Genomic DNA, 25,855 nt, shown 5'->3' on the forward strand with positions numbered 1-25,855 from the left:
GTTCAGTCATGGACCGCCGCATTTTCGGGCTGGAGAACGAGTACGGCGTCACGTGTACGTTCAGGGGACAGCGCCGCCTGTCTCCCGACGAGGTGGCGCGGTACCTCTTCCGCCGTGTCGTGTCATGGGGCCGCAGCAGCAATGTCTTTCTGCGGAACGGTGCCCGCCTCTATCTCGACGTGGGATCACATCCGGAATACGCGACACCCGAATGTGACAACGTGACGGAACTCGTCACTCACGACAAGGCCGGCGAGCGCATTCTCGAAGGACTCCTGGTCGACGCCGAACGACGCCTGCACGAGGAAGGAATCGCGGGCGACGTCTACCTGTTCAAGAACAACACCGACTCGGCGGGCAACTCCTACGGGTGCCACGAGAACTATCTGGTGGCCCGGCACGGGGAGTTCTCCCGGCTCGCGGACATTCTCATTCCCTTCCTGGTCACCCGGCAGCTGCTGTGCGGTGCCGGCAAGGTGCTGCAGACCCCGCGCGGCGCCGTGTACTGCGTGAGCCAGCGCGCCGAGCACATCTGGGAGGGCGTCAGCTCGGCGACGACCCGCTCCCGGCCGATCATCAACACCCGCGACGAACCGCACGCCGACGCCGAGCGCTACCGGCGGCTGCACGTCATCGTCGGTGACTCGAACATGTCCGAGACGACGATGCTCCTCAAGGTCGGCGCCACCGACCTGGTACTGCGCATGATCGAGGCCGGTACGGTCATGCGCGACCTCACCCTGGAGAACCCCATTCGGGCGATCCGCGAGGTCAGTCACGACATCACGGGCCGGCGCAAGGTGCGTCTGGCCAGCGGCCGGGAGGCCTCCGCGCTGGAAGTGCAGCGGGAGTACTTCGAGAAGGCCGTGGACTTCTGCGAGCGCCGCGGCATCCGCACCGGCACGGTCGAGCAGGTGCTCGAACTGTGGGGCCGCACGCTCGACTCGATCGAGGCCGAAGACCTCGACCGGATCGGTACCGAAATCGACTGGGTGATGAAGTACAAGCTCATCGAGCGGTACCGGGCCAAGCACAACATGACGATGTCGCATCCCCGGGTCGCGCAGATAGACCTCGCATATCACGACATCCACCGGCGTCGTGGTCTGTACTACCTGTTGGAGAGGAAGGGGCAAGCCACCCGGATCTGCAACGATTTGAAGATCTTCGAGGGCAAGTCCGTGCCGCCGCAGACCACTCGGGCCCGGCTGCGCGGCGACTTCATCCGGCGCGCTCAGGAGCAGCGCCGCGATTTCACCGTCGACTGGGTCCATCTCAAGCTCAACGACCAGGCGCAACGCACGGTGTTGTGCAAGGACCCGTTCCGTTCGGTCGACGATCGGGTGGAGAAGCTGATCGCGGGAATGTGAGCGCTGAGTTCCGCGTGTGATGGCGGAACGCAACGCGGGGCGCCGTACGTTTTCCGTACGGCGCCCTTCTCACGTCGTAGAGTTGCGCGCACGCCATCAACCAAGATCGATCGATACGAGGCCCTCACCGTGCGCCGACGCTCCCTCCTCATTGCCGTACCCGCCGGACTGGTCACGCTCGCCGGATGCGGTGACGACAAGTCGGACAAGGCCAAGTCCAGCAGCAGCCCGTCCCCGTCGGCCCCCGCGTCCGCCTCGGCGGCGCCGCCGCCGAAGATCGTCGACGGTCCGCTGCCGGCGATCACGGCCGGGACGAAGTTCGGTGAGAAGCCGACCGTGGCCAAGGGCACCGGCTCCCCGTCGAAGGATCTGGCGGTCAAGACGGTCATCGCGGGCGGCGGCAAGACGGTCGCGGAGAACGACTACATCCAGGCCAACTACCTCGGCCAGGTCTGGGACACCGCCAAGGTCTTCGACAACTCCTACGACCGTAAGACGCCGCTGGTCATCCAGCTCGCGCAGGGCGGCATCATCGACGGCTGGCGCTATGCCCTGGTGGGCAAGAAGGTCGGCAGCCGCGTCCAGATGTCCGTGCCGCCGACCTGGGGCTACGGCACGCAGGGCAACACGCAGGCCGGGATCAAGGGCACCGACACGCTGGTGTTCGTCGTCGACATCGAGAACACCTTCAACGCGACGAGCTCCGCCCAGGGCAAGGACGTCGCGCAGAGCGACGCCGCCCTCCCGAAGGTCGGCACCAACACCGACGGCAAGGCCCCCTCCATCGACGTGCCGAAGGCGACGGCCCCGACGAAGCTCGTGTCGGACTACGTCATCGAGGGCGACGGCGACGAGGTCAAGGCGGACAGCAGCGTCCTGGTGCAGTACAAGGGCGTGCTCTGGGACACCGGCAAGGAGTTCGACTCGACGTACAGCAGCGGCCGCCTGGCGTCGTTCTCGCTGCAGCAGGTCGTCAAGGGCTGGGCGCAGGGCCTGACCGGCAAGAAGGTGGGCAGCCGCGTCCTCATCGTCATTCCGCCGGCGCTGGGCTACGGCAACAACCCGCCGAGTGGCAGTGGCATCAAGAAGGACTCCACCCTGGTGTTCTCGGTGGACATCCTGGCCAAGATGTAACGCGTTGCGGGATGTGAGACTGTCGGTGTTGCTTTAAGGCCTTTACGCGAACAAGCAGGAGCTAGAGACGTGAGCATCGAGAAGCCCGAGATCGACTTCCCGGGCGGCGAGCCCCCGGCGGACCTCGAGATCAAGGACATCTGGGAAGGCGAGGGCCAGGTCGCCAAGGCCGGCGACTTCGTCAAGGTCCACTACGTGGGCGTGGCCTTCTCCACCGGCGAGGAGTTCGACGCCTCCTGGAACCGCGGCACCCCGCTGGAGTTCCAGCTCGGTGTCGGTCAGGTCATCAGCGGCTGGGACCAGGGTGTGCAGGGCATGAAGGTCGGCGGCCGTCGCCAGCTGGTCATCCCGGCGCACCTCGCATACGGCGACCGTGGCGCCGGGGGCCGGATCGCCCCCGGTGAGACGCTGATCTTCGTCTGCGACCTGGTCGCGGTCTGATCCACCGGCCGGATCGGATCTTGGTCCGATCATCATGAAGGTCGGGTTCCCGCCCGATCTTCGTGCGCTCTGTGATCGGGATTGGTCCGAAGTCGATCACCTGGGGCCCATGCCTGTCCGGGCGTGGGCCCTCGGCTTTTGCCGGGGCACTCCGGAGCGGTACGGTCGTCGGTCGGAAGCACCATAGGAAGGGCGTCGATGGCCATTGCCAAGGCCGAGCGGCTGATGAACCTCGCGCTGTGTCTGCTCGGGACGCGGCGGCCCCTCAGCAAGCGCGAACTCCGCGAGTCCATCGAGGCCTATCTGGAAGCCGGGTCGGACGACTCCTTCAACCGGATGTTCGAGCGCGACAAGGACGATCTGCGCGAGCTGGGCCTGGTCATCGAGACGGTGGAGAACCTCGACGGCGAGGTCGGCTATCTCGCCCGCCGCGACAGCAACCGCCTGCCGCCCATCACCCTCGACGCCGAGGAGGCCGCCGCCCTCGGCCTCGCCGCCAAGGTCTGGCAGCAGGCCCGGCTGGCCGGCGCGGCGAGCGGTGCGTTGCAGAAGCTGCGCGCCGCCGGGCTGCCCGAGGACGTGGACCCCTACGAGGCGCATGGCGCCCTCGAACCGCACATCCCCGTGCACGAGGCGGCCTTCGAGCCGCTGATGCTGGCCTGCCGCGACCGCCGCCCGGTCGTCTTCGACTACCGCAAGGCCACCGCCGCACACCCCGAGACCCGGCAGGTCGAGCCGTGGGCGCTGGAGTGCTGGCGCGGCCACTGGTACCTGGCGGGCTGGGACCGCGACCGCGGTGCCGAGCGTGTCTTCAGGCTCTCCCGGATCACCGGCAGGGTCCGCTCCCGCGCCGGGCGCTACACCGCCGAGGTGCCCGACGTCGTCACCGTGCGGGAGACCGTCGCGAGCTGGGCGGGCGAGATCGCCGACCGCTCCGCGCTGATCCGGCTGCGCACCGGCTCCGGCTACCCGCTGCGGGCCAAGGCCGTCTCCGTACGGGAACTGGGTGACGGCTGGGACGAGTTGGAGATTCCGTACGGGCACGGCCTGGACGCCTGGCTCGTCGAGTTCGGGCCCGACGTGGTGGTCCTGGAGCCCGCCGAGCTGCGGGCCGATGTAGTGGACCGGCTGCGCGCCGTGGCCAAGGGCTGAGGGGGAACGTAGAGAACGTGGCAGGAAAACCGGCCAGGCCCACGAACGCGATCGACCAGACCCGGCGGATGCTCTCCCTGGTGACCTATCTGCGCGAGCGCCCCGGTGCGCACGTCGGTGATGTCGCCCGGGCCTTCGGGATCACCGAGGACGAGCTGATCTCCGACCTCGACGTGCTGCCGCTGTGCGGGACCAGCTTCCGCGGCGGTGACCTCCTCGACATCGACACCGACGGCGACCGCATCTGGTGGCACAACCCCGACGACGTCGCCGAACCCCTCCGTATCGCAGCCGACGAGGCGACCGCGCTGCTGGTGGCCGCCCGCGCGGTGTCCACGCTGCCCGGGCTGCGCGAGGGCGACCGGCAGGCGCTGCTGCGCGCCACCGCCAAGGTGGAGGCCGCCTCGGGCGAGGCGGCGGGCGCCAGCTCCCGCCTCTCGGTGACCTTCGAGTCCGAGGGCGGCGTCTTCGCGGACGTCGACCGGGCGATCTCCGAGCGGCGCCGGCTGTGGATCCGCTACTACTCGCCCTCGCGCGACGAGCTCACCGAGCGCGAGATCGACCCGATCCGCCTGGTCAGTGTCGGGCACACGTACGTGGAGGCCTGGTGCCGCCGCTCCGAGGCGCGCCGCACCTTCCGGCTCGACAGGGTCGCCGAGATCCGCATCCTCGACGAGCCGTCCGCGCCGCCCGAGGTCGAGCTGCGAGACCTCTCCGAGGGGCTGGTGCAGCCCGCGGCCGAGGACCCCGAGGTGGTCGTCGAGGTCGGGCCGGGCGGGCGCTGGGTCGCGGAATACTACCCGCACGACAGTGCGGATGAGCTGCCGGACGGCGGGCTGCGTATCACCTTGCGGACCCCCGACCCCACGTCGCTGCGACGGCTGGCGCTGCGCCTGGGCCGGGACGGCCGGATCGTGTCGCCGCCGGAACTGGCGGACAGCGCCCGCGAGGCGGCTCGGGAGGCACTCGCGGCCTACGACGGGCTCGAGGGCGATCAGGACGGACCGTACGACAGGCAGGAGCAGGGGCTTTGACCACGTCGGCGATGTCGGGCGCGTCGGGGAGGGCCGGTACCTCGCAGAGGGCCGGCGGGCCGGTGAAGGCGGGCGGCGCGGAGCGGGCCGGCGCGTCCGTGGGCGCGGCGGAGATGACGGTCGTCACCGCGTTCGCCGGTATGCGGAGAGTCGCCGACGTGCTGTTCAAGGCGGGCTGCCCCGACTGCCGGGCCGCTCTGGAGCTCAGGGCGAACGCCCTGATGCTGGCCATCGGCGCCACCAGCCGCACCACGTTCTACTCCTTCACCTGCACCGAGTGCGGCTCGGCCGTCCGCAAGCCCGCGGGCGAGCGCATCGTCGAACTCCTCACCGGCGGCGGGGTGCGCACACTCCGCCTGCACTCCACGTCTTAGGCTCGGCCTCATGTTCTGGCCGATGTTCGCGATTGTCGTGGGTTTTCTTGGAATCGCCGTTCTCGGCGTGCTCGCCGTCCGTGTCTTCGTGGAAGCGGAACGGCTGGGGCGGCAGGTGACGGACTCCGCGCGCCGGATCAACCAGGCGGCCGACGACCTGGAGCGGGCGGCCGCCGGGGTCGCGCGTTCTGTGGATGCCGTATGACCTTCCAGGGATCCCGGTATGAGTCCGTCGAGGTATACGCAATGAGCCGTTGGAACCTGTCAACTTGCCGGTGAGGGCGGGTACGCTTCTGATCGCGGTCCGGAGAACGAGGCGCGGGCCGCGAACTGGGAGTACGCACAGGGATTGCCCCGCGTTCACCCCTGAGCGTTACGATCGCTGTTATACGACGTTCGGACGCATGTCCGACCGATCGGACAGCACCCCGACCCAGCCGCCTCGGTGAGAAGGTAAAGACTTATGTTCGGAAGGCTCGGCGCTCCCGAGATCATTCTCATCCTCGTCGTCATCATCCTGCTGTTCGGCGCGAAGAAGCTTCCGGACATGGCGCGCTCTCTCGGAAAGTCCGCGCGCATCCTGAAGAGCGAGGCGAAGGCGATGAAGGACGAGGGCAGCACCCCCGCCCCGGCCGGTCCGCCCAGCACCGACGAGCAGGCCCCGGCTCAGCGCACGATCCAGGCCGCGCCCGGCGATGTGACCAGCTCCCGCCCGGTCACCGAGCCGACGGACACGACCAAGCGCTGACGCAGGGCCGGACGCCTCCGGCCCGCCGCACGAGATGAGGACGTGGGTTGCTCAAGTCTGCCCGCAAGAAGGAGAAGGATCCCGAGGGACGGATGCCCCTTGCGGACCACCTTCGTGAGCTCCGCAACCGGCTCGCGAAGGCGATGCTGGCCATCGTCATCGTCACGGTCGTGGCCGCCTTCTACTACAACGACATCATCAACTTCTTCACCAAGCCGGTGCTGGACTCGGTCGGGTGTCCTTCGAGCTTCGCCGAGCTGGCGAAAACGCCCAAGGGCCACCAGCAGTGCGCGCAGATCACGATCAACGGTCTGCTCGCCCCGTTCACCCTGGCGTTGAAGGTCTCGTTGATGGCCGGTGTCGCGCTCGCCTCGCCGGTGTGGCTCTACCAGCTGTGGGCGTTCGTCGCGCCCGGTCTGCACCAGAACGAGAAGAAGTACGCGTACGCCTTCGTCGGGACGGGCGTTCCGCTCTTCTTCGCCGGTGGCTTCTTCGCCTACAAGGTGCTGCCCACCACCGCGAAGGTGCTGATCGACTTCACGCCGGACGGCGTGAACAACCTGCTGCCGCTGGACGATCTGCTCGACCTCGTCACGCGCATGGTGGTCGTCTTCGGCCTCTCCTTCGAGCTGCCGCTGCTGCTGGTCATGCTCAACCTCACCGGCATCCTGACCGGCAAGCGCATGCTCGGCTGGTGGCGCGCCATGATCATGGGCATCACGGTCTTCGCGGCCGTCGCCACGCCGAGCACCGACCCGCTGACGATGCTGGCGCTCGCGGTACCGATCTGGGTCCTGTACTTCGGCGCCGTCGTCTTCTCGCTGACGAACGACCGGCGCAAGCAGCGCCGCGAGGCCGAGGGTCCGGCCGACGACGAGGCCTCCGACCTCGACCTCACGCCCGACGACATCGGCGAGGTCGAGAGCGTGTCGGCGCGCCGCGCGCTGCCCGAGCAGTCGGGCACGGACCGGGTCAACGGTTATGACGACGTGACCTGACGAAGCCCGGAGATCTCGTAGGGTCAGGGCCGTGACCAGCGAGATCACCCTCTTCGTCAACCCCACCGCGGGACGCGGCCGGGGCGCCCACGCGGCGCAGCCGGCCGCTTTCGCATTGCGAGCGGCGGGATTCTCCGTCCGTACGGTCCTCGGGGAGAACGCCGAGGACGCCCTCACGCGCGCGCGTGAGGCCGTCGAGGGCGGCACCGGCGCCCTGATAGCCGTCGGGGGCGACGGCATGGCGAACCTCGCCCTCCAGGCCGTCGCCGGCACCCGCACCCCGCTCGGCCTGGTCGCCGCCGGCACCGGCAACGACTTCGCCCGTGCCCTCGGGCTTCCGGTGCGCGACCCGGCGGCCGCGGGACGGCTGATCGCCGAGTCCCTCAAGGGGGCGCGGCTGCGCGACATCGACCTGGGCCGGGTGAACGGCACCTGGTTCGCCACCGTCCTCGCCTCCGGCTTCGACTCCCGGGTCAACGATCGCGGCAATCGCATGCGGTGGCCGGTCGGCCGCTTCAAGTACGACCTCGCCATGCTCGCCGAACTGGCCGCCCTCAGGCCCCTCCCGTACCGGATCACCCTGGACGACGGCGAGGTCCGGGAGATCCGGGCGACCCTCGTCGCGGTCGGCAACGGGTCGTCGTACGGCGGCGGAATGAGGATCTGCGCGGGTGCCGACCTGGAGGACGGGCTGTTCGACGTCACGGTCGTCGGGGAGTGCAGCCGTACGACCCTGCTCAAGGTGTTCCCCAAGGTCTACCGGGGCACCCACCTCGACCACCCCGTCGTCACCGCGCACCGGGCCACCAAGGTCGAGCTCGTCGCCGAGGGTGTCACCGCGTACGCGGACGGGGAGCCGCTGGGGCCGCTGCCGCTCACCGCGGAGTGCGTGCCCGCGGCGGTGCGCGTGGCAATTCCCTGAGCTGCGGGAATCCGGGGTTTGAGATAAACAGATCCGGATATTGATCGTCATGTTGTCAGTGGCTGCCGGTAGTCTCGAAAGCACGATGACAGAGGACCTCTCACCGGCCGAGCGGTATGCGGCAGCACGGAAGCGCGCTGTCGAGCAGGCCACCGCGCTCGCCTCCTTCCGCGAGATGTACGACTTCGGCCTCGACCCCTACCAGATCGAGGCCTGCCAGGCGCTCGAAGCGGGCAAGGGTGTGCTCGTGGCCGCGCCCACCGGCTCGGGCAAGACGGTCGTCGGCGAGTTCGCCGTCCACCTCGCCCTCCAGCAGGGCAAGAAGTGCTTCTACACCACGCCGATCAAGGCGCTCTCGAACCAGAAGTACGCCGATCTGTGCCGCCGCTACGGCGCGGACAAGGTCGGCCTGCTCACCGGCGACAACAGCGTCAACTCCGATGCCCCGGTGGTCGTCATGACCACCGAGGTGCTGCGCAACATGCTGTACGCGGGCTCCCAGACCCTTCTCGGCCTCGGCTATGTGGTCATGGACGAGGTGCACTACCTCTCCGACCGCTTCCGCGGCGCCGTCTGGGAGGAAGTGATCATTCACCTCCCGGAGTCGGTGACCCTGGTGTCACTCTCGGCGACCGTGTCGAACGCGGAGGAGTTCGGCGACTGGCTGGACACCGTGCGCGGCCACACCGAGGTGATCGTCTCCGAGCACCGGCCCGTCCCGCTGTTCCAGCACGTGCTGGCCGGGCGCCGGATGTACGACCTCTTCGAGGAGGGCGAAGGCAACAAGAAGGCGGTCAACCCCGACCTCACCCGCCTGGCCCGTATGGAGGCCAGCCGTCCCTCGTTCCAGGACCGCAGGCGTGGCCGTGCCATGCGGGAGGCCGACCGTGAGCGCGAGCGCCGGCAGCGCTCGCGGATCTGGACACCGGGCCGCCCCGAGGTCATCGAACGGCTCGACGCCGAGGGCCTGCTGCCCGCGATCACGTTCATCTTCAGCCGCGCCGCCTGCGAGGCCGCCGTCCAGCAGTGCCTGTACGCGGGCCTCAGGCTGAACGACGAGGAGGCGCGCGCGAAGGTCCGCGAGATCGTCGAGGAGCGCACCGCGTCCATTCCCTCCGAGGATCTGCACGTCCTGGGCTACTACGAGTGGCTGGAGGGCCTGGAGCGCGGCATCGCGGCCCACCACGCGGGCATGCTGCCCACGTTCAAGGAAGTCGTCGAGGAACTCTTCGTACGCGGCCTGGTGAAGGCCGTGTTCGCGACCGAGACCCTGGCGCTGGGCATCAACATGCCCGCCCGCTCGGTGGTGTTGGAGAAGCTCGTCAAGTGGAACGGCGAGCAGCACGCCGACATCACACCCGGCGAGTACACCCAGCTCACCGGTCGTGCCGGGCGCCGCGGCATCGATGTCGAGGGCCACGCCGTCGTGCTGTGGCAGCGCGGCTTCAGCCCCGACCACCTGGCGGGACTCGCGGGCACCCGCACCTACCCGCTGCGCTCCAGCTTCAAGCCGTCGTACAACATGGCCGTGAACCTGGTCGAGCAGTTCGGCCGGCACCGCTCGCGCGAGCTGCTGGAGACGTCCTTCGCGCAGTTCCAGGCCGACAAGTCGGTCGTCGGGATCTCCCGGCAGGTACAGCGCAACGAGGAGGGGCTGGAGGGCTACAAGGAGTCCATGACCTGCCACCTCGGGGACTTCGACGAGTACGCGCGACTGCGCCGCGAACTCAAGGACCGCGAGACGGAGCTCGCCAAGCAGGGCGCGGCGCAGCGGCGCGCCGAGGCGGCCGTGGCGCTGGAGAAGCTCAAGCCCGGCGACATCATCTATGTCCCGACCGGCAAGTTCGCGGGCCTGGCGCTGGTCCTCGACCCGGGGCTGCCCGCGGGCCGGTCCAACGGCCACCGCGGCTTCGAGCACCACGACGGACCGCGCCCGCTGGTCCTCACCGCCGAGCGCCAGGTGAAGCGACTGGCCTCGATGGACTTCCCGGTGCCGGTCGAGGCGCTGGAGCGGATGCGCATCCCGAAGTCCTTCAACCCGCGCTCCCCGCAGTCCCGTCGCGACCTCGCCTCCGCGCTGCGCACCAAGGCCGGGCACATCGTCCCCGACCGGCTGCGCAAGCGCCGCTCCGAGGCCGCCGACGACCGTGAGATCGCCCGGCTGCGCACCGCGATCCGCGCCCACCCCTGCCACGGGTGCAACGACCGTGAGGACCACGCCCGTTGGGCCGAGCGCTATCACCGGCTGCTGCGCGACACCAAGCAGCTGGAGAACCGCATCGAGGGCCGGACGAACACCATCGCCCGCACCTTCGACCGGATCGTCGCCCTCCTCACCGAGCTGGACTACCTGCGCGGCGACGAGGCCACGGAGCACGGCAGACGGCTCGCCCGGCTGTACGGCGAACTCGACCTGCTGGCCAGCGAATGCCTGCGCGCCGGGGTCTGGGAAGGCCTCGACCCGGCCGAACTCGCGGCCTGTGTCTCGGCGTTGGTGTACGAGTCGCGGGTCGGCGACGACGCGATGGCGCCGAAGCTGCCGTCCGGCAAGGCCAAGGCGGCGCTCGGTGAGATGGTCCGCATCTGGGGCCGTCTCGACGCGCTGGAGGAGGACTTCCGGATCACCCAGTCCGAGGGCGTCGGCCAGCGCGAACCGGACCTCGGCTTCGCCTGGGCCGCCTACGAGTGGGCTTCCGGCAAGGGCCTCGACGAGGTGCTGCGCGAGGCGGAGATGCCGGCCGGTGACTTCGTCCGCTGGTGCAAGCAGGTCATCGACGTGCTGGGCCAGATCTCGGCCGCCGCGCCGGTCGCCGGTGGTGAGAGGTCGACGGTCGCGAAGAACGCGCGCAAGGCGGTCGACGGCCTGCTGCGCGGAGTGGTCGCCTACTCGTCGGTGGGCTGAGTGGGCTGAGCCGAGCCGGTGGCCCGTTCGCTCGTGGTGCGTCGCCTCCCTGCCGGGGGCGGCGCACCTTTGTGTCAGCTCCAGCTCGGTGAGGGCTCGTGCGGCCCCTCATGAGGCACGGGGCGGCCGGTGTGGGCGTCCAGGAGGATACGGTCGCCGATCGGGCGGGTCAGCTTCACCGTCACCCTCGCGCGGATCCTCTCACCGGTGCAGGGACCTTTCCTCGCTCCGAGGACGGACGCGGACAGCACCACGCCGGTCCTGGTCTCCAGTACGTGCACGGCCGGGCCGGAGTCGCAGGACCCGTGGTCGGCCAGGACCGTGAGGGTTCGGCCGTCGCCGGCCACCGCGACGAGCCGGTCGAGCGGGGTCGGCGTGCCGGCGGGGACATCCCGGCTCGGCCTGATCGGCGACTCGGGGAGCTTCGAGGGGCCGACGGCAGCGCGCTTGAGCGGAGTGTCGTAGCCCTCCAGGGTGAACAGCCAGGCCGGAACGGTCGCCGGGCCCCGGCTGGTGGCCAGGGTCATCTCGCCCGGCTTCGCCCCGGTCACGGTCAGGTGCGGGCCGTCGTTCCCGCCGCGCGCCACCCTCTCGTAGGCCTTGCCCGCCGCCATCAGCGGCAGGGTGAGGGAGGCTCCGCTCTTCCACCTCACCTCCCCGTCCTTCCGCGGGAGTGCCGGAAGTGCGCCGCGCAGCACGAAGTTCTGCGTGGTGAAGGCCCGCTTGTCGGCTTCGCCGCGCAGGCCGCCCTCGGGCAACTGGACCGCGTCCGCCATCGGGTAGTAGCCCTTGCGCCACTGCCGAGCGGCCTCGGAACCGTCCCAGGCGTCGGCGACCTGTCGGGCCCGGCTCTCCGCCCGCGACTCCTGACCGGTGCCGGGGGCCTGCACCCCGCTGCCGGCGGCCCTTTCGCTGCCGTACCCCGTGACGGCACCGGCTCCGGCGGTCAGGAAGGCGAGGGTGACGAGCAGATGGGCGATGCGTGTGGTCCTGGACTGCATGGGTCCCCCGGGGCCGGCGCTGACGAACGGAACGTGGGTGGTGCGGGGCGAAGCTCGTGTCACGCCTGTGACGCCCCGGCCCCGGGGCGCGTTCGGCCCGCGTCCGTTTCCGCGATGCTTTTTTGCCGCATCGTGACTCGTCGGCCTTCCGGCCCGACCACGGCCGTGAGGTCAGGCGCGCGTCCGGAGGTAGCCGCGCCAGCCGCCGCACTCCGTGATGTCCTCGGCGCCTTCGAGCGCCGCGGGCTCGCACAGGAAGCCGGGCACGTGGGTGCCGTCGGCCAGTTCGACCCGGCCCAGTGCCATCGGCCGGGGCAGGTCGGCGAGCAGCCGGCCGAGGCCCGCCGCGGGCAGTCGCCACACCTCGGCCTCGATGCCGGCCCCGCCGCTCTCGCCGACGTGGACCAGGCCCGGCTTGGGTGGGGTGGTGGACAGCGCGTGCAGACGGTAGGCGGGTGCCGTCGTGGTCGTGCGCTCCCACTCCGCGCCCAAGGACAGGAGCTGGGGGTTCAGGGGCTGGCCGGACAGGTGGGCGCCGACCACCGCGATCCGCAGCTCCGGCTGGAGCAGCGCGGCGATCCGGGCGAGGCGTTCGTCGGTGAACGCCGGGCCGATCAGCATCACGCCGAAGGGCAGAGCGGCGGGCGTGAGACCGGCCGGAACGGCGACCGCCGCCAGGTCGAAGAGGTTTGTGGAGTTGGTGAAGCGGCCCAGCCGGGCGTTGGCACCGAGCGGGTCGGCGGCGACCTCCGCGAGCGTGGGGTGGCCGGGTGCGGTCGGCAGCAACAGGGCGTCCGCGTCGCCGAGTTCGGCGAGGGCCCGGGTGCGCAGGGCCGCCAGCCGGTCCTGGTCGGCGAAGAGCTGGTGGGCCGGGATGTCCCGGGCGCGGGTGATGATCCCGGCGACGGTCGGGTCGAGACCCTCACCTCCCTCACTGATCAACTTGTCGACAAAGCTCCCCACCGCCGTGTAGCGCTCGGCGACGAAGGCGCCCTCGTAGAGCATCGCCGCCGCTTCGGTGAACGGGGTGAGGTCGAGAGTGCGCACCTCGGCCCCGGCCTCGACGAGCAGGCCCACGGCGGCCTCGTACGCCTCCGCCCAGCCCTCGTCGAGTTCGCCGAGCTGCGTCGTCGGGGGGACGGCGACGCGCCAGGGGCCGGGGGCCCGCTGGGGGAGTGCGGGGAGTTCGCGTCCGGAGGGGGACGCCAGGTACGCGAGGGCCTGCTCGGCTTCCGGGAGCGTACGGGCGAAGACGGTCACGCAGTCGAGCGAGGCGCACGCCGGGACGACACCGGTGGCCGGAACGAGACCGCGGGTGGGCTTGAGGCCGACGATGCCGTTGAAGGCGGCGGGGACGCGTCCGGAGCCGGCCGTGTCGGTGCCGAGGGCGAGGTCGACGATGCCGAGGGCCACGGCCACGGCCGATCCCGAGCTGGAGCCGCCGCTGATCCTGGCCGGGTCCAGGGCGTTCCGTACGGCGCCGTGCGGGGAGCGGGTGCCGACCAGGCCGGTGGCGAACTGGTCGAGGTTCGTGGTGCCGAGGACGAGTGCGCCGGCTGCGCGGAGGCGGGCGACCGCGGGGGCGTCGACCTCCGGGGTGTACGCGTAGGCCGGGCAGCCTGCGGTGGTCTTCAGGCCGGCCACGTCGATGTTGCCCTTCGCGGCGAGGAGCTTGCCGGCGAGGGGGAGGTGTTCGCCTGCGGCGAGGCGGGCGTCGATGGCCTGGGCTTCCTTCTCGACCTGTGCCTGGGGGCGGAGGTCGATCCAGATCTCGGGTCGGTCGACGGTTTCGATGCGGGCGTAGGCCAGGCGGACTCGGGTGACGGCGGACATGGGTTGCTCCTTGTTCTATGGCTGCCGGCCGGTGGGTGGCCTGTGCCCACCCGTTCCGCCCATGGGGGTGCCCCCTGTTCGAGCGGAGCCGAGTACTTGAGGGAGGAACGCCTGCCCACAGGCCACCGGCGTGTTTTCAGCTCGCGGGTGCCAGGACCAGCAGTGCTGTGCCCGCTTCCACCTGGGCGCCGGGCTTGGTGAGGACTTGTTGGACCACTCCGTCCATCGGGGCGGGCACCCTGGACTCCATCTTCATCGCCTCCAACGCCAGCAGGGGCTGGCCGGTCGTCACCCGGTCGCCCGGCTTGACGTTCAGCTGCCACACGGAGGCCGCGAACTCGGCCTCGATCAGGCGGCCGCCCGCGGGGACGGTCACCTCGGCGGTGGGTGCCGCGGGTGCCGACGCGGCGTCCGCCCGGTCGAACTCGCCGGCCGCCTCCCAGGCGTCGCGCTCGGCGGAGAACGCGGTGCCCTGCCTGGCCCGGAACTCCGCGATGGATGCGGAGTGGTCGGCGAGGAAGGCCTGGTACTCGGCGAGTGAGAAGACGCCCTCCTCGATCCGGGGCACGAAGCGGCCCGAGATGATGTCGGCGCGCAGGTCGAGGAGTTCGTCGGGCTCGACGGCGTACCACTTGATGCGGTCGAAGAAGCGCAGCAGCCAGGGAGAACCCGGCTCGAACGCACCGCGCTGCTGCCACCCCGACCACACCTGGGTCGTACGGCCGACGAACTGGTAGCCGCCGGGGCCCTCCATGCCGTAGACGCACAGGTAGGCGCCGCCGATGCCGACCGAGTTCTCGGCGGTCCAGGTGCGTGCCGGGTTGTACTTGGTGGTCACCAGGCGGTGGCGCGGGTCCAGCGGGGTGGCCACCGGTGCGCCGAGGTAGACGTCGCCCAGACCCAGGACGAGGTACTCCGCGTCGAACACCGTGCGGTACACGTCGTCCACCGAGTCCAGGCCGTTCACGCGGCGGATGAACTCGATGTTCCACGGGCACCAGGGCGCGTCGTCGCGGACGCCCGCCATGTAGCGGGCGATCGCCTCGCGGGTCGCCGGGTCGTCCCAGGAGAGGGGGAGGTGCACCGTGCGGGAGGGCACGACCAGTTGGTCGCTCGGCGGGAGTGTTCGGGCTATCTCCCGCACCGTGGTGAGGAGTTCGTGTTGCGGAAGCCTGCCGGGGTCCGTCTGGATCTGGAGGGAGCGGATGCCGGGGGTCAGGTCCGTGACGCCGTCGAGCGCGGCCTCGGTCACGGCCTCCATCAGCGCGTGGACCCGCATGCGCAGCGCCAGGTCCAGTTGCAGCGGTCCGAATTCGACCAGCAGGTTGTCGTCGCCGCTGCGGCGGAACGTCACGTCGCCGTCCCGTGCGAGCACCCCGCCGTCGACGATCGCGGCCCGCTGGGAGCCGTCGTCGGCCAGCGGTGCGAACCGCACGGTGTCACCGGGCCGGAACTGGCCGAGCTTCCAGCGTTCCGTACTGACGACCGTCGCCGGGCAGACGAAGCCGCCGAGCGAGGGGCCGTCCGGGCCGAGCAGCACCGGCATGTCGCCGGTGTAGTCGACGGCGCCGACCGAGTACGGCGTGTCGTGGATGTTGGACGGGTGCAGGCCCGCCTCGCCGCCGTCCGTGCGCGCCCAGCGGGGCTTCGGGCCGACCAGCCGTACGCCCGTGCGCGCCGAGTTGAAGTGGACCTTCCAGTCGGCGGCGTAGAAGTCGTGGATGTCGTCCTCGGTGAAGAACTCCGGTGCGGCGTGCGGGCCTTCGAGCGCGCCGACCCGCCAGCTGGAGGAGAACCCGGGGCGGTCGCCGACCGGTACCGGCGCCCCGTGATCCGTCGCCGAGCCGCCGTGCAGTACGTCGCCCGTCCTCAGGGTGCGGCCCCCGTGTCCGCCGAACCGGCCCAGCGTGAACGTGGCGGCGCTGCCGAGGAACGCCGGTACGTCCAGGCCCCCGCCGGCGAAGAGCACGTAGGTGCGCAGGCCGTGTTCGGTGGGGGAGCCGACCTCCAGCAGGGCCCCCGCCGGTACCGTCACCGGTTCCCACTGCGCGACCGCCGCGCCGTCCACGGTGACCCGCGCCGGTGCGCCCGTGACACAGACCGTCGTGGCGTGGGTGAAGCGCAGGGTCGGCCCCTGGAGAGTGCACTCCAGACCGGGTGCCCCCTCGTGGTTGCCGAGAGCGCGGTTGCCGAGCCGGAAGGAGAGGTCGTCCATCGGGCCGCAGGGGGGCACGCCCACCTGCCAGTAGCCGGTGCGGCCCGGCCAGTCCTGGACCGTGGTGAGGGTCCCGCCGGAGACGACCTCGATGCGCCGAGTGGGATCGGTGACTCGGGCCAGCGTCGCCGTCGAGTGCGTCGCCCGCCGGAAGGAAGGGTCGGCGAGCGCGGCCCGCACCAGCCCCAGGTTCGTCTCGATGCCGTCCACCCGGGTCCTGGCCAGCGCCTCGTCGAGGCGTTGCAGCGCGTGCGCCCGGTCCTGGCCGTACGCGATGACCTTCGCGAGCATCGGGTCGTACGACGTGGTCACCTCGGTGCCGGTCTCCACCCAGCCGTCCACGCGGACGCCGCCGGGGAACTCGACCCGCGTGAGCAGGCCCGCGCTCGGCCGGTGGTCGCGCGAGGGGTCCTCGGCGTACACCCGGGCCTCGACGGCGTGACCGCGCGGTGCCCCCGGATCGCGGACGACGTCCGACTCCCCGCGCGCGAGCCGCAGCATCCAGGCGACGAGGTCGACGCCGTAGATCTCCTCGGTGACCGGATGCTCCACCTGGAGGCGGGTGTTGACCTCGAGGAAGTACGCCTCCTCGCGTGCGGCGTCGTAGACGAATTCGACGGTTCCGGCGGAGCGGTATCCGACAGCTGCACACAAGTCTCGTGCACAGGAGGCCAGTTGGGCGCGCACGGTGGACGGCAGGCCCGGTGCCGGGGCCTCCTCCAGCACCTTCTGGTTGCGCCGCTGGAGCGAGCAGTCCCGGTCGCCGAAGGTGACGACCCGACCCCGGCCGTCGCCGAAGACCTGCACCTCGACATGGCGGGCGCGTTCCACCAGCCGCTCCAGGAAGACCCCGGCGGAGGAGAAGGAGGCCGCGGCGACGCGCTGTACCCGCTCCCACGCCTCGGTCAGTTCATCGGCGGAGCGACATGCCGACATACCGATGCCACCACCACCGCCGGTGGCCTTCAGCATGACGGGATAGCCGATGCGGGCGGCCGCCTCCAAAGCCTCGGTGAGACCGGGGAGAAGTCCCGTGCCCGGCGCCAACGGCACCCCGGCCGCCTCCGCCGCCGCCCGCGCCGTGTGCTTCGCCCCGAACAGCTCCAGCTGCTCCGGCGTCGGACCCACGAACACGATCCCGGCGTCCTCGCAGCGCCGCGCGAAGGCCGCGTCCTCGGACAGGAAGCCGTACCCGGGGTGGATCGCCCCGGCCCCGGTGTCCTTGGCCGCCTTCAGGACGAGGTCGGCGTCGAGATACGACTCCTTCGCGGGCGCGGGCCCCAGCCGTACCGCCTCGTCGGCGAGCCGGACGTGGGGCGCGGAGCGGTCCGCGTCGGAGTACACGGCGACCGTGCGCAGGCCGAGTTCGCGGGCCGTGCGGATGATCCGTACCGCGATCTCGCCGCGGTTGGCGACCAGCAGGGTGTCGAAGGTCATCCCGTCGCCCCGCTCGCCTCGATGGTCATTTCCACCGCGGTCGGCTCGAAGCCGTTGCAGGGGTTGTTGATCTGGGGGCAGTTGGAGACCAGCACGAGAACGTCGCACTCGGCGCGCAGGGTCAGCGTGAGCCCCGGGGCTGAGATGCCGTCGACGATGCCGAGGGTGCCGTCCTTCTCGACCGGCACGTTCATGTACCAATTGATGTTCGAGACGAGATCGCGCTTGCCGAGGCCGTACTTGGCGCCCTCGGCGAGGAAGTTGTCCACGCAGGCGTGCTGGGACCAGGTGTGGTGGCCGTACCGCAGGGTGTTCGACTCCTTGGAGCAGGCGCCGCCGACCGTGTCGTGCCGGCCGACCTCGTCCGCGACCACGGTCATCAGCGGGGTGTGCTCGTTGGACATCAGCACGCTGCCGGTGGTGAGGAAGAGGTTGCCCTGCGCGTGGATCGTGTCGGGCGCGCTGTAGCGGACGGTCGTGTCGTGGGCGTCGTACACCAGGAAGTCGACGGCCTGGTTGCCGTGCAGGTCGGTGACGGTGAGCGTCTCTCCGGTGCGGACGACGGCGGACCAGGCGGCCCGGGCCGGAACCACGGTCTTCATGCGATCCCCCTCGCGGCAAGGAACTCGGCGGTGTTCAGGAAGGCGCGGCGGCCCTCGGGCGTGGCCTCCCACAGCGGGTCGCCCGGCGCGGTCGCGGCCGCGCGCCAGGCGAGGACCTCCAGCGGAGTGCTGACGTACTCCGTACGGGGGTCGGTGGGGTGCGGCACGTTCGCGATCAGCACGGTCACGTCCTGCTCGGCGCGGAGCGTCACGCTGCCGCCGGGGCCCGCGGAACCGGTGAAGTCCAGCGAGCCGTCGTCGCGGACCTCCACGCCCTGGAAGAAGGAGAGCGAAGGCGGCAGGTCGCGGGGTTCGAGGCCGTTCTTGGCGGCGGCCAGCTTGAAGAGTTCGCGACCGGCGGGGGAGGCGGACTGCGGGGTTCCGTCGCCGTAGCGCTGGGTGTTGCGTACGAGGGTGGAGGTGCCGCAGAGCGTGTCGTGGCGGCCGGAGGTGTCGGCGACCAGGGAGGCGAGGACGCGGCCCTGGTCGGAGAGGAGCAGCTGCCCCTCGCCGAGGTAGGCGTTCCACTGGACCTTGACCGTGTCCGCCACGTTCAGGCGTTCCCAGGGGCGGTCGGCGGCGTACAGGAGCAGGTGTGCGCAGGCGTCGCCCCTGAGGTCGGTGAGCCTGAGTTCCGTGCCGCGGGCCAGCACCCTGTGCGTGTAGTTGCCGACCGCCACCGTCTCCGCCCACACCAGGTGGCCCGCCTCGCAGGGGGGCGCGGGCCAGGCGTTCGCCGGGACGACGGGCATGGCCTCCGTGCGGGAGCCCTCTTGCGCCCGGGCGTGGGCACGGGCTCCGTAAGTGGTCGCTGTCGCCATCGCGAGTCCTCCGGCTCCTGGGTGATTTCTGTCGCTCGACAGAAATTAGGGGCGGGGAGGGTCGGGGCCGTGTCCCGAGTGTTGCCGGACGGTTACCGACCCCTCACGGGTCGCTCCGCGGGATTGAGGGTGCGGGTCGCTCCGCGGGTTCGAGGGCGCGGGGTGCTCTGTGGGCTTGAGGGTGCGGGTCGTTCGTGGCTGGGTGCGCAGTTCCCCGCGCCCCTGGTGGGTGGGGCGTGCTGTGGGTTTGGAGCTGCGGGTCGTTCATGGCTGGGCGCGCAGTTCCTCGCGCCCCCTTGGGGGCGGTGTCGTGTGCGAGGATCGAACGCATGGGAAGTGGTGGTGGGCGACGGGTCGGGCGGCCTCGGGCCGCGCAGCGGCCGGACAGCGGGCTGTCGCCGCGGGACGAACTGCTCGACGCAGCCGCCGAGTTGTTCACGACGCGCGGGTACGCCGCCACGACCACCCGTGCCGTCGCCGAGCGGGCCGGTATGCGCCAGGCGTCGATGTACCACTACGTCTCCGGCAAGGAGGAGTTGCTCGCCGAGCTCCTGGAGTCGACCGTCACCCCCTCGCTCGCCTTCGCCCGGGAGCTCCTCGCCGACGACGCGACCCCGCCCGAGAGCCGGCTGTGGGAGCTGTGCCGCACCGACGTGGAGCTGCTCTGTGGGGGCCCGCACAACCTGGGCGGGCTGTATCTGCTGCCCGAGGTGCGCGCCGAGCGCTTCGCCGGCTTCCATGCCGTACGGGCCGAGTTGAAGGACACCTACCGGCAGTTGCTGGCCGCGACCGCGGCAGGTGGCGCGCTCGTCAAGAGTGAACTCGATCTGCGGACGGATCTGCTGTTCGGTCTCATCGAAGGGGTGATCCTCGTGCACCGGTCCGACCCCGAGCGGCCCGTGTCCGCCTTCGCCGAAGCAACCGCCGACGCGGCGCTGCGGATCGCCGGAATCTGACGTACCGCCCTGTGGAGCTGCGGTTTTCGCATGCCCGTACGCCGCTACTCGCCGTGTGCGAACGAAGCCTGAGCGTGTAAATGGCCGAGAGTACTCCTGTCATGCGGGCGATTTCAGGCGGTTGCTGAATATGACACGGCGATGATCCGGTCGGACTAAGCTCGCCCGCAGCGCACCGAGTTGAGATGTATTCGTGCGCTTGTTCCCAAAAGTTCCGAAGATCCGGTTTGACCACGCAATTTCCCCCACGAACTCCCCCTACCCCAGCCGATTTGTCACAGAGGGCATACATGGTGAGTGTTCAATCGCCTCCCGGTGGCCGTGAACTTCCCTACGCGCGCGTGCTGTTGCCGCCGGCCATACTGATGGCCGCGGTGACCGGGGCCGCCGTCGCCCTGGTGACGGGCCCGGCCCGGGCCGCCGTCGGCTGGTGCGGCGGCATCGCGACGCTGCTGGTGATCGCGGTCGCCGCCGAAGCCGTACGTCGTGGCCGCGTCATCCGTGCCGTGCGCGCCGAACTGGCCCGCCGTACCGCGTACCTGGAACAGCGCATCGCCGCCCACGACCAGGACATCGTGCGCTTCCACCACGAGGTCCTGCCCGCCGCGATCAGGCGCATGAACCGCGGCATGAACCCCGGCACGGTGGCGCTCCGCTTCGGTGTCGACGACCCCAGCCTGCCCCAGATCTCCGAGGTGGAACGGGATCTGCTGGGCACCTTCCTGCAGTTGCTGGACACCGAGAAGCTGCTGCTCGACTCCTCGCACCGCTCCTTCGTCAACATCGCCCGCCGCGTGCAGGCGATCGTCCACCAGCAGAACAAGGAACTCCGCGAGATGGAGGAGGACCACGGGCGCAACCCCGAGGTCTTCGACGACCTGCTGCGCATCGACCACGGCACCGCGCTGATCGGCCGCCTCGCCGACTCCATCGCGGTGCTCGGCGGCGGCCGCCCGGGCCGCAACTGGCCCAAGCCCGTGCCGCTGTTCAGCGTGATGCGCGGCGCGATGTCCCGCATCCTCGAGTACCGCCGCATCGAGCTGCACTCGATCGCCGAGGTCAACGTCAACGGCATCCACGTCGAACCGGTCATCCACGCGGTCGCCGAACTCCTCGACAACGCGACCCGCTATTCGCCGCCGAACAGCAAGGTGCACCTGACCGCGCTCAAGGTGCAGACCGGTGTCGCCATCGAGATCGAGGACTCCGGCGTCAGCTTCAGCGACGAGGCCCGCGGCAAGATGGAGGAACTGCTCCGGCAGGCCGCGGCCGGCACCGACCTCCAGGTCCTGGGCGAGGCCCCCCGGCTCGGCATCTCCGTCGTGGGCCGGCTCTCGAAGATGTACGACATGGCGATCGCGCTCCGGCAGTCCGCGTACGGCGGTGTCCGCGCGGTCGTCGTGGTGCCGAGCAACATGCTCACCAAGGACCCCGCGGCCTCCCTCGCCCACGGCATCGGCGCGAACTCCACCGCGACCATGGACACCGACGGGGTCGAGGGGCCCAATCGCAAGCCGAAGAAGCGCCGCCCGACCACCGGACCCCGCCTTCCCGAGCAGGGCGACGGGTCAAGGGAGGACGACGCCCCCCTGGTCACCGAGTGGACGCCCAACGGCCTGCCGCAGCGCCGCAGCCGGGTCAAGACCCCGCTCAGGGAGCGCTACGCCGAGGCCGCCCGGATCGCCGCCGAGGAAGAAGCGGCGGCGGAGGCCGCGGCCGCGGCGCCCTCCTGGGGCACCGTGCCCGCCGCCCCGAAGAAGCAGGAGAAGGAGAAGGAGCAGGAGAAGCCACCGGGGCATTGGGTCGAGGCGTTCTGGGAGGGCCTCAAGCGCGACCCGGACCCCAACGCGTTCACCGGCAAGAACCAGCCGGCCTCGGAGGCCGACGACGAGGGGGACCTCAAGTGATCCATCAGCGGGACAACTTCGACTGGATGCTCAGGGATCTCGCTGACGGCGTACCGGGTATCCAGCAGATCGTGGTGCTCTCCGCCGACGGACTGCGCATCGCACGCTACGGCGGCAACCCGGACGCCGCCGACCGCGTCGCCGCGGCCTGCGCGGGCCTGCAGAGTCTGGCCACGGCGGTCGCGAGCGAGGTTCCCAGCAGCGACGGCACGATGAAGATGGTCCTCATCGAGATCGACGGAGGCTACTTCTATCTGATGTCCGCCGGGGCCAACGCCTATCTCGCGGTCCTCGCCAACCAGATCGCGGAGCCCGGCCTCATGAGCAACCGCATGAGCGACCTCGTCGCCCGGATCGGTGCCCATCTGACCAGTCCGCCGAGGCGCAACGGGCAGACCGTATGACTCCTCCGCAACGCCGGCGGCGATACCCCAAAGAAGAGTTCACCGAGCCTCCCCAGGAGCGGCCTCCCCAAGCGGGTGAGGAAGACGGTGAGGAAGAGGACCCCAAGAACCCCGGGCGCCTGTATCTGCTCACCGGTGGGGGCGAGGCGGGCGAGCGGGCCGAGCTGGACCTGGTCACCTTAATCGTGGCGCGCGCCGACGCGCCGACGCCCACCACCCAGCCGGAGCAGTCGGCGCTGCTCCGGCTCTGCCAGGCCCCTCTGTCCGTGGCCGAGCTCTCGGCCTATCTCAATCTGCCGTTCAGCGTGGTGACCGTCCTGCTCACCGAGCTGCTGGCGGCCGAACTGGTACAGGCACGCGCCCCGATCGTCCGCTCGGCGCTGCCCGACCGTTCCCTCCTCGAAGCGGTGATGCATGGACTTCAAAAGCTCTGAGACGATCACCGGCCCGCGCGCCGAGGACCATCTGCCGCACTCGGCGCAAGCCGCCGTGAAGATCGTGATCGTGGGTGGGTTCGGAGTCGGCAAGACGACCATGGTGGGTGCCGTCAGCGAGATCAAGCCGCTGACCACCGAGGAGACCATGACGCAGGCCGGCATCGGCATCGACGACAACTACGGCTCGGAGACCAAGACCGCGACCACCGTCGCCATGGACTTCGGCCGCATCAGCATCACGGAACAACTGGTGCTCTACCTCTTCGGCACCCCTGGCCAGGAACGTTTCTGGTTCCTGTGGAACGGCCTCTTCGAAGGCGCGCTCGGCGCGGTCGTACTGATCGACACCCGCCGGCTGGAAGTCAGCTTCGATGTGATCGGCCGTCTGGAGGAGCGCGGTGTGCCGTTCGTCGTCGCCATAAACACCTTCCCGGACGCGCCCGACTATCCGATCGAGGAGCTGCGCACCGCGCTCGACCTGCCCGCGGACATCCCGATCGTGCAGTGCGACGCGCGCCGCCGGGCCTCCAGCCGGGACGTCCTGATGACGCTGATGCACTTCCTGTACTCGCTCACGATGAGCCAGGCCCGCGCCTGATGCCCGCGGCGGCCGCCACTCCCGTCCCAGGCCACCGGACCACACCCAAGAACCCGGACACCCCCAAGACACCGGATCCACTTCAGTTTCGGAGCGATCACCGTGACGTCTGAATCCCACTTCCCGGCCGGTACGGACGACCGTACGCCCACCCCGCCGCCCGGCTGCCCCGCCCACGGCCTCGGTCCCGGCGGACTGCACCGGCTGTACGGCCCCGAGGCGGACGACCTGGGAGACCTGTACGAGAAACTCCGTCAGGAGCACGGTGCGGTCGCCCCCGTCCTGCTCCACAACGACGTGCCGATCTGGGTGGTGCTCGGCCACGCCGAGAACCTGCACCTGGTGAGTTCCCCCACGCACTTCTCCCGGGACAGCCGGCTGTGGACGGCCGTCCAGGACGGTACGGCCGGCGCCGACCACCCCCTCGCGCCGCACATCGCCTGGCAGCCCATCTGTTCCCACGCCGAGGGCGACGAACACCTGCGGCTGCGCGGCGCGGTCATGGGCGCCATGTCGACCATCAACCACCGCACCATTCGGCGGCACATCAACCGCGCGACCCAGCTGCTCGTCAACCGGTTCTGCGAGAAGGGCCGGGCCGACCTGGTCAGCCAGTTCGCCGAGCACCTTCCGATGGCCGTGCTGTGCGAGATCCTCGGCATGCCCGACGAGTACGACGACCGGCTGGTGCAGGCCACCCGCGACCTGCTCAGGGGCACCGAGACCGCGATCGCCAGCAACGAGTACGTCATGAACATCCTGATCCGGCACACCGCCCGGCGCCGGGCCGAGACCTTCGGGGACTTCACCAGCGTCCTGATCAACCACCCGGCCCAGCTCACCGACGACGAGGTCTCCCAGCACCTGCGCCTGGTGCTGCTCGCCGCGTACGAGGCCACGGCCAACCTGCTCGCCAACGTGCTGCGCGTGGTGCTCACCGACCCGCGCTTCCGCGCCCAGCTGAACGGCGGCCAGATGACGGTGCCCCAGGCGGTCGAGCAGTCCCTGTGGGACGAGCCGCCGTTCAGCGCGGTCCTCGGCTACTTCGCCAAGCAGGACACGGAGTTGGGCGGCCGGCAGATCCGCCGGGGCGACGGCCTGATCCTGGGGATCGCGCCGGGCAACATCGACCCCAAGGTGCGTCCCGACCTCAAGGCCAACATGATGGGCAACCGCGCCCACCTCGCCTTCGGCGGCGGCCCCCACGAGTGCCCGGGCCAGGACATCGGCCGTGCCATCGCGGACGTCGGGGTCGAGGCACTGCTGATCCGGCTGCCCGACGTCGAACTCGAGGGCGACGAGGACGAGTTGCGCTGGCGCTCATCGATGTCCTCGCGCCACCTGGTGGAGCTTCCGGTGTACTTCGCGCCGCAGGCGCCGCAGGACGTCGAGGAAGTGCCCTCCATCAACCCCGTCCCGCGGCAGCGGCCGAGCCTGGAGGTCACGACGGACGAGCCGACGGCGGCGCCCGCCCCGGCGCCCGTGGCACCTCCCGCCCCGCCGGCGACACCGGAACCCGTGCACCGTCTCGGCGCCTGGCAGCGCTTCCTGCGCTGGTGGCGGGGCTACTGAGCCCGGCCGCAGATGATCAGGCCCCCTGGGCCCAGTCGTCGTAGGAGGACCAGGCCCGCAGCACCCGCCCACTGACGAACCGGTGCGCGCGTCCCGTGACCGGATCGGTGAACTCCAGCACCCGCGCGAGCAGTTGGAGCGGACGCCGGAAGTCGCCGGCCGGCACGGGGCCGGTCACCACCGGGTAGAGCGGATCGCCGAGGATCGGCACACCCAACGCGTTCATGTGCACACGCAGTTGATGGGTCTGCCCGGTGCTCGGCAGCAGGCGGTAGCGCCCGAGTCCCTCGCGGTGGTCGGTGAGTTCGACCTGCGTGAGGGCGTTCGGCTCGCCCGCCACCTCGCGCGCGGCCAGCACCCCGCGCTCCTTCACGATCCGGCTGATGAGCGTCCGCGGCAGCGCGAGCCCCGCGTCGTACGGGGCCACCGCCTCGTACTCCTTGCGGACCAGCCGGTCGCGGAACAGCGTCTGGTAGGCGCCGCGCTCCTCGGGTCGCACGGTGAACAGCACGAGCCCGGCGGTGAGGCGGTCGAGCCGGTGCGCGGCGCCGAGCGTCGGCAGGCCGAGCTCCCGCCGCAGCCGGGCCAGCGCGGTCTCGGTGACGTGGCCTCCGCGCGGGGTGGTGGCGAGGAAGTGCGGCTTGTCGGCGACGACGATGTGCTCGTCGCGGTACACCACGTCGAGGGCGAACGGCACCGGTTCCTCGTCGGGCAGCTCCCGGTGGAACCACACGAACATCCCCGGCTCGTAGGCCGCGTCGGGCGCCACCGGCCGTCCGTCGGCGCCGACGATCAGCCCGTCCCCGAACATCCCGTCGATCACCCCGGCCCCCGCCGCGAGCCGCTCCACCAGATGCTCCCGCACGGTGGCCCACCCCCCGTCCCGCGGCAGCCTGACCCGTACGGGGTCGACTCCCTCGCGCTGCGGCAGGGGGGAGGGTGGGATCCGGGGTCTGCGTCTCACCTGGTCAAGCGTACGAGGCTCGGGCGGGGGAGG

The 25,855-nt window shown here is 70.6% G+C and carries 23 protein-coding genes; 17 read left to right on the forward strand and 6 right to left on the reverse strand.

The features are described 5' to 3' along the window. Positions 1-8: 8 nt before the first annotated feature. The 11 genes from pafA to SMIR_RS31500 all read left to right on the forward strand — a co-directional run bounded on the left by pafA (position 9) and on the right by SMIR_RS31500 (position 11,075). Positions 9-1,370, forward strand: coding sequence for a Pup--protein ligase (pafA, locus tag SMIR_RS31450; RefSeq protein WP_168490171.1), 1,362 nt, complete (start codon positions 9-11; stop codon positions 1,368-1,370). Between the two features lie 129 nt (positions 1,371-1,499). After that, complete coding sequence (locus SMIR_RS31455; protein ID WP_101406106.1) at positions 1,500-2,504, forward strand: FKBP-type peptidyl-prolyl cis-trans isomerase; 1,005 nt, start codon at positions 1,500-1,502, stop codon at positions 2,502-2,504. Between the two features lie 69 nt (positions 2,505-2,573). Beyond that, positions 2,574-2,945 (forward strand): FKBP-type peptidyl-prolyl cis-trans isomerase, encoded by a 372-nt coding sequence (locus SMIR_RS31460; RefSeq protein ID WP_168490170.1) that lies wholly within the window; start codon positions 2,574-2,576, stop codon positions 2,943-2,945. 198 nt (positions 2,946-3,143) lie between these two features. After that, on the forward strand, positions 3,144-4,097 hold the full coding sequence (locus SMIR_RS31465; RefSeq protein ID WP_168490169.1) for a helix-turn-helix transcriptional regulator: 954 nt from the start codon (positions 3,144-3,146) through the stop codon (positions 4,095-4,097). Positions 4,098-4,114: 17 nt separating this feature from the next. Further along, on the forward strand, positions 4,115-5,131 hold the full coding sequence (locus tag SMIR_RS31470; RefSeq protein WP_168490168.1) for a helix-turn-helix transcriptional regulator: 1,017 nt from the start codon (positions 4,115-4,117) through the stop codon (positions 5,129-5,131). A gap of 113 nt (positions 5,132-5,244) precedes the next feature. Next, entirely contained in the window at positions 5,245-5,505 is a 261-nt protein-coding gene (locus SMIR_RS31475) for a hypothetical protein (RefSeq protein WP_101408255.1), read from the forward strand. A 10-nt stretch (positions 5,506-5,515) separates the two neighbouring features. Continuing rightward, the gene (locus tag SMIR_RS31480; protein WP_168490167.1) at positions 5,516-5,710 is read left to right on the forward strand and encodes a hypothetical protein; all 195 of its coding nucleotides are present in this window, start codon (positions 5,516-5,518) and stop codon (positions 5,708-5,710) included. A 258-nt stretch (positions 5,711-5,968) separates the two neighbouring features. Next, positions 5,969-6,253 carry a Sec-independent protein translocase subunit TatA gene (gene tatA / locus SMIR_RS31485; RefSeq protein WP_168490166.1) on the forward strand — a complete coding sequence of 95 codons (285 nt, stop codon included), beginning with the start codon at positions 5,969-5,971 and terminating at the stop codon, positions 6,251-6,253. 47 nt (positions 6,254-6,300) lie between these two features. Then, positions 6,301-7,251 (forward strand): twin-arginine translocase subunit TatC, encoded by a 951-nt coding sequence (tatC, locus tag SMIR_RS31490; RefSeq protein WP_168490165.1) that lies wholly within the window; start codon positions 6,301-6,303, stop codon positions 7,249-7,251. A gap of 31 nt (positions 7,252-7,282) precedes the next feature. Continuing rightward, positions 7,283-8,173, forward strand: coding sequence for a diacylglycerol kinase (locus SMIR_RS31495; RefSeq protein WP_168490164.1), 891 nt, complete (start codon positions 7,283-7,285; stop codon positions 8,171-8,173). Between the two features lie 40 nt (positions 8,174-8,213). Then, a complete protein-coding gene (locus SMIR_RS31500) occupies positions 8,214-11,075 on the forward strand; it encodes a DEAD/DEAH box helicase (RefSeq protein WP_212727670.1) in 2,862 nt (953 codons plus the stop codon). Positions 11,076-11,149: 74 nt separating this feature from the next. Here SMIR_RS31500 and SMIR_RS31505 read toward each other — a convergent pair whose 3' ends face one another. From SMIR_RS31505 to SMIR_RS31525, 5 genes are all read right to left on the reverse strand, one after another. Further along, positions 11,150-12,076 carry a hypothetical protein gene (locus SMIR_RS31505; RefSeq protein ID WP_168490162.1) on the reverse strand — a complete coding sequence of 309 codons (927 nt, stop codon included), beginning with the start codon at positions 12,074-12,076 and terminating at the stop codon, positions 11,150-11,152. Positions 12,077-12,247: 171 nt separating this feature from the next. After that, positions 12,248-13,909 (reverse strand): allophanate hydrolase, encoded by a 1,662-nt coding sequence (atzF, locus tag SMIR_RS31510; RefSeq protein ID WP_212727671.1) that lies wholly within the window; start codon positions 13,907-13,909, stop codon positions 12,248-12,250. Positions 13,910-14,045: 136 nt separating this feature from the next. Beyond that, positions 14,046-17,561: a 5-oxoprolinase/urea amidolyase family protein gene (locus SMIR_RS31515; RefSeq protein ID WP_212727672.1), complete on the reverse strand. Its 3,516-nt coding sequence runs from the start codon at positions 17,559-17,561 to the stop codon at positions 14,046-14,048. Next, complete coding sequence (locus SMIR_RS31520; RefSeq protein WP_097283982.1) at positions 17,558-18,163, reverse strand: urea amidolyase associated protein UAAP2; 606 nt, start codon at positions 18,161-18,163, stop codon at positions 17,558-17,560. The genes SMIR_RS31515 and SMIR_RS31520 overlap by 4 nt, the downstream gene beginning before the upstream one ends. Beyond that, positions 18,160-18,984, reverse strand: a complete 825-nt coding sequence (locus SMIR_RS31525) for an urea amidolyase associated protein UAAP1 (RefSeq protein ID WP_212727673.1) — start codon at positions 18,982-18,984, stop codon at positions 18,160-18,162. Before SMIR_RS31525 ends, SMIR_RS31520 begins: the two co-directional genes overlap by 4 nt. A gap of 329 nt (positions 18,985-19,313) precedes the next feature. Between SMIR_RS31525 and SMIR_RS31530 the strand changes: the two genes are divergently transcribed. The 6 genes from SMIR_RS31530 (at position 19,314) to SMIR_RS31555 (ending at position 24,858) form a co-directional block, all read left to right on the forward strand. Further along, on the forward strand, positions 19,314-19,940 hold the full coding sequence (locus SMIR_RS31530) for a TetR/AcrR family transcriptional regulator (RefSeq protein WP_168490158.1): 627 nt from the start codon (positions 19,314-19,316) through the stop codon (positions 19,938-19,940). Positions 19,941-20,230: 290 nt separating this feature from the next. Continuing rightward, complete coding sequence (locus tag SMIR_RS31535) at positions 20,231-21,847, forward strand: ATP-binding protein (protein WP_168490157.1); 1,617 nt, start codon at positions 20,231-20,233, stop codon at positions 21,845-21,847. Beyond that, entirely contained in the window at positions 21,844-22,251 is a 408-nt protein-coding gene (locus SMIR_RS31540) for a roadblock/LC7 domain-containing protein (RefSeq protein ID WP_101406123.1), read from the forward strand. The genes SMIR_RS31535 and SMIR_RS31540 overlap by 4 nt, the downstream gene beginning before the upstream one ends. Next, positions 22,248-22,685: a DUF742 domain-containing protein gene (locus SMIR_RS31545; protein WP_168490156.1), complete on the forward strand. Its 438-nt coding sequence runs from the start codon at positions 22,248-22,250 to the stop codon at positions 22,683-22,685. The genes SMIR_RS31540 and SMIR_RS31545 overlap by 4 nt, the downstream gene beginning before the upstream one ends. Continuing rightward, a complete protein-coding gene (locus SMIR_RS31550) occupies positions 22,666-23,286 on the forward strand; it encodes a GTP-binding protein (RefSeq protein ID WP_168490155.1) in 621 nt (206 codons plus the stop codon). Before SMIR_RS31545 ends, SMIR_RS31550 begins: the two co-directional genes overlap by 20 nt. Positions 23,287-23,388: 102 nt before the next feature. Further along, entirely contained in the window at positions 23,389-24,858 is a 1,470-nt protein-coding gene (locus SMIR_RS31555) for a cytochrome P450 (protein WP_168490154.1), read from the forward strand. A 16-nt stretch (positions 24,859-24,874) separates the two neighbouring features. Here SMIR_RS31555 and SMIR_RS31560 read toward each other — a convergent pair whose 3' ends face one another. Beyond that, positions 24,875-25,822 (reverse strand): RluA family pseudouridine synthase, encoded by a 948-nt coding sequence (locus tag SMIR_RS31560; protein ID WP_212727674.1) that lies wholly within the window; start codon positions 25,820-25,822, stop codon positions 24,875-24,877. Positions 25,823-25,855: the final 33 nt, after the last annotated feature.

It is taken from the genome of Streptomyces mirabilis (assembly GCF_018310535.1).
Classification (GTDB): Bacteria; Actinomycetota; Actinomycetes; order Streptomycetales; family Streptomycetaceae; genus Streptomyces.

Bases quoted from the DNA above. Each gene is read 5' to 3' on its own strand.
- SMIR_RS31530 (WP_168490158.1), top strand. From the start codon at position 19,314: ATGGGAAGTGGTGGTGGGCGACGGGTCGGGCGGCCTCGGGCCGCGCAG.
- SMIR_RS31525 (WP_212727673.1), bottom strand. From the start codon at position 18,984: ATGGCGACAGCGACCACTTACGGAGCCCGTGCCCACGCCCGGGCGCAA.
- SMIR_RS31545 (WP_168490156.1), top strand. From the start codon at position 22,248: ATGACTCCTCCGCAACGCCGGCGGCGATACCCCAAAGAAGAGTTCACC.
- SMIR_RS31515 (WP_212727672.1), bottom strand. From the start codon at position 17,561: ATGACCTTCGACACCCTGCTGGTCGCCAACCGCGGCGAGATCGCGGTA.
- atzF (WP_212727671.1), bottom strand. From the start codon at position 13,909: ATGTCCGCCGTCACCCGAGTCCGCCTGGCCTACGCCCGCATCGAAACC.
- pafA (WP_168490171.1), top strand. From the start codon at position 9: ATGGACCGCCGCATTTTCGGGCTGGAGAACGAGTACGGCGTCACGTGT.
- SMIR_RS31480 (WP_168490167.1), top strand. From the start codon at position 5,516: ATGTTCTGGCCGATGTTCGCGATTGTCGTGGGTTTTCTTGGAATCGCC.
- SMIR_RS31550 (WP_168490155.1), top strand. From the start codon at position 22,666: ATGGACTTCAAAAGCTCTGAGACGATCACCGGCCCGCGCGCCGAGGAC.
- SMIR_RS31535 (WP_168490157.1), top strand. From the start codon at position 20,231: ATGGTGAGTGTTCAATCGCCTCCCGGTGGCCGTGAACTTCCCTACGCG.
- SMIR_RS31465 (WP_168490169.1), top strand. From the start codon at position 3,144: ATGGCCATTGCCAAGGCCGAGCGGCTGATGAACCTCGCGCTGTGTCTG.
- SMIR_RS31505 (WP_168490162.1), bottom strand. From the start codon at position 12,076: ATGCAGTCCAGGACCACACGCATCGCCCATCTGCTCGTCACCCTCGCC.
- SMIR_RS31475 (WP_101408255.1), top strand. From the start codon at position 5,245: ATGACGGTCGTCACCGCGTTCGCCGGTATGCGGAGAGTCGCCGACGTG.
- tatA (WP_168490166.1), top strand. From the start codon at position 5,969: ATGTTCGGAAGGCTCGGCGCTCCCGAGATCATTCTCATCCTCGTCGTC.
- SMIR_RS31520 (WP_097283982.1), bottom strand. From the start codon at position 18,163: ATGAAGACCGTGGTTCCGGCCCGGGCCGCCTGGTCCGCCGTCGTCCGC.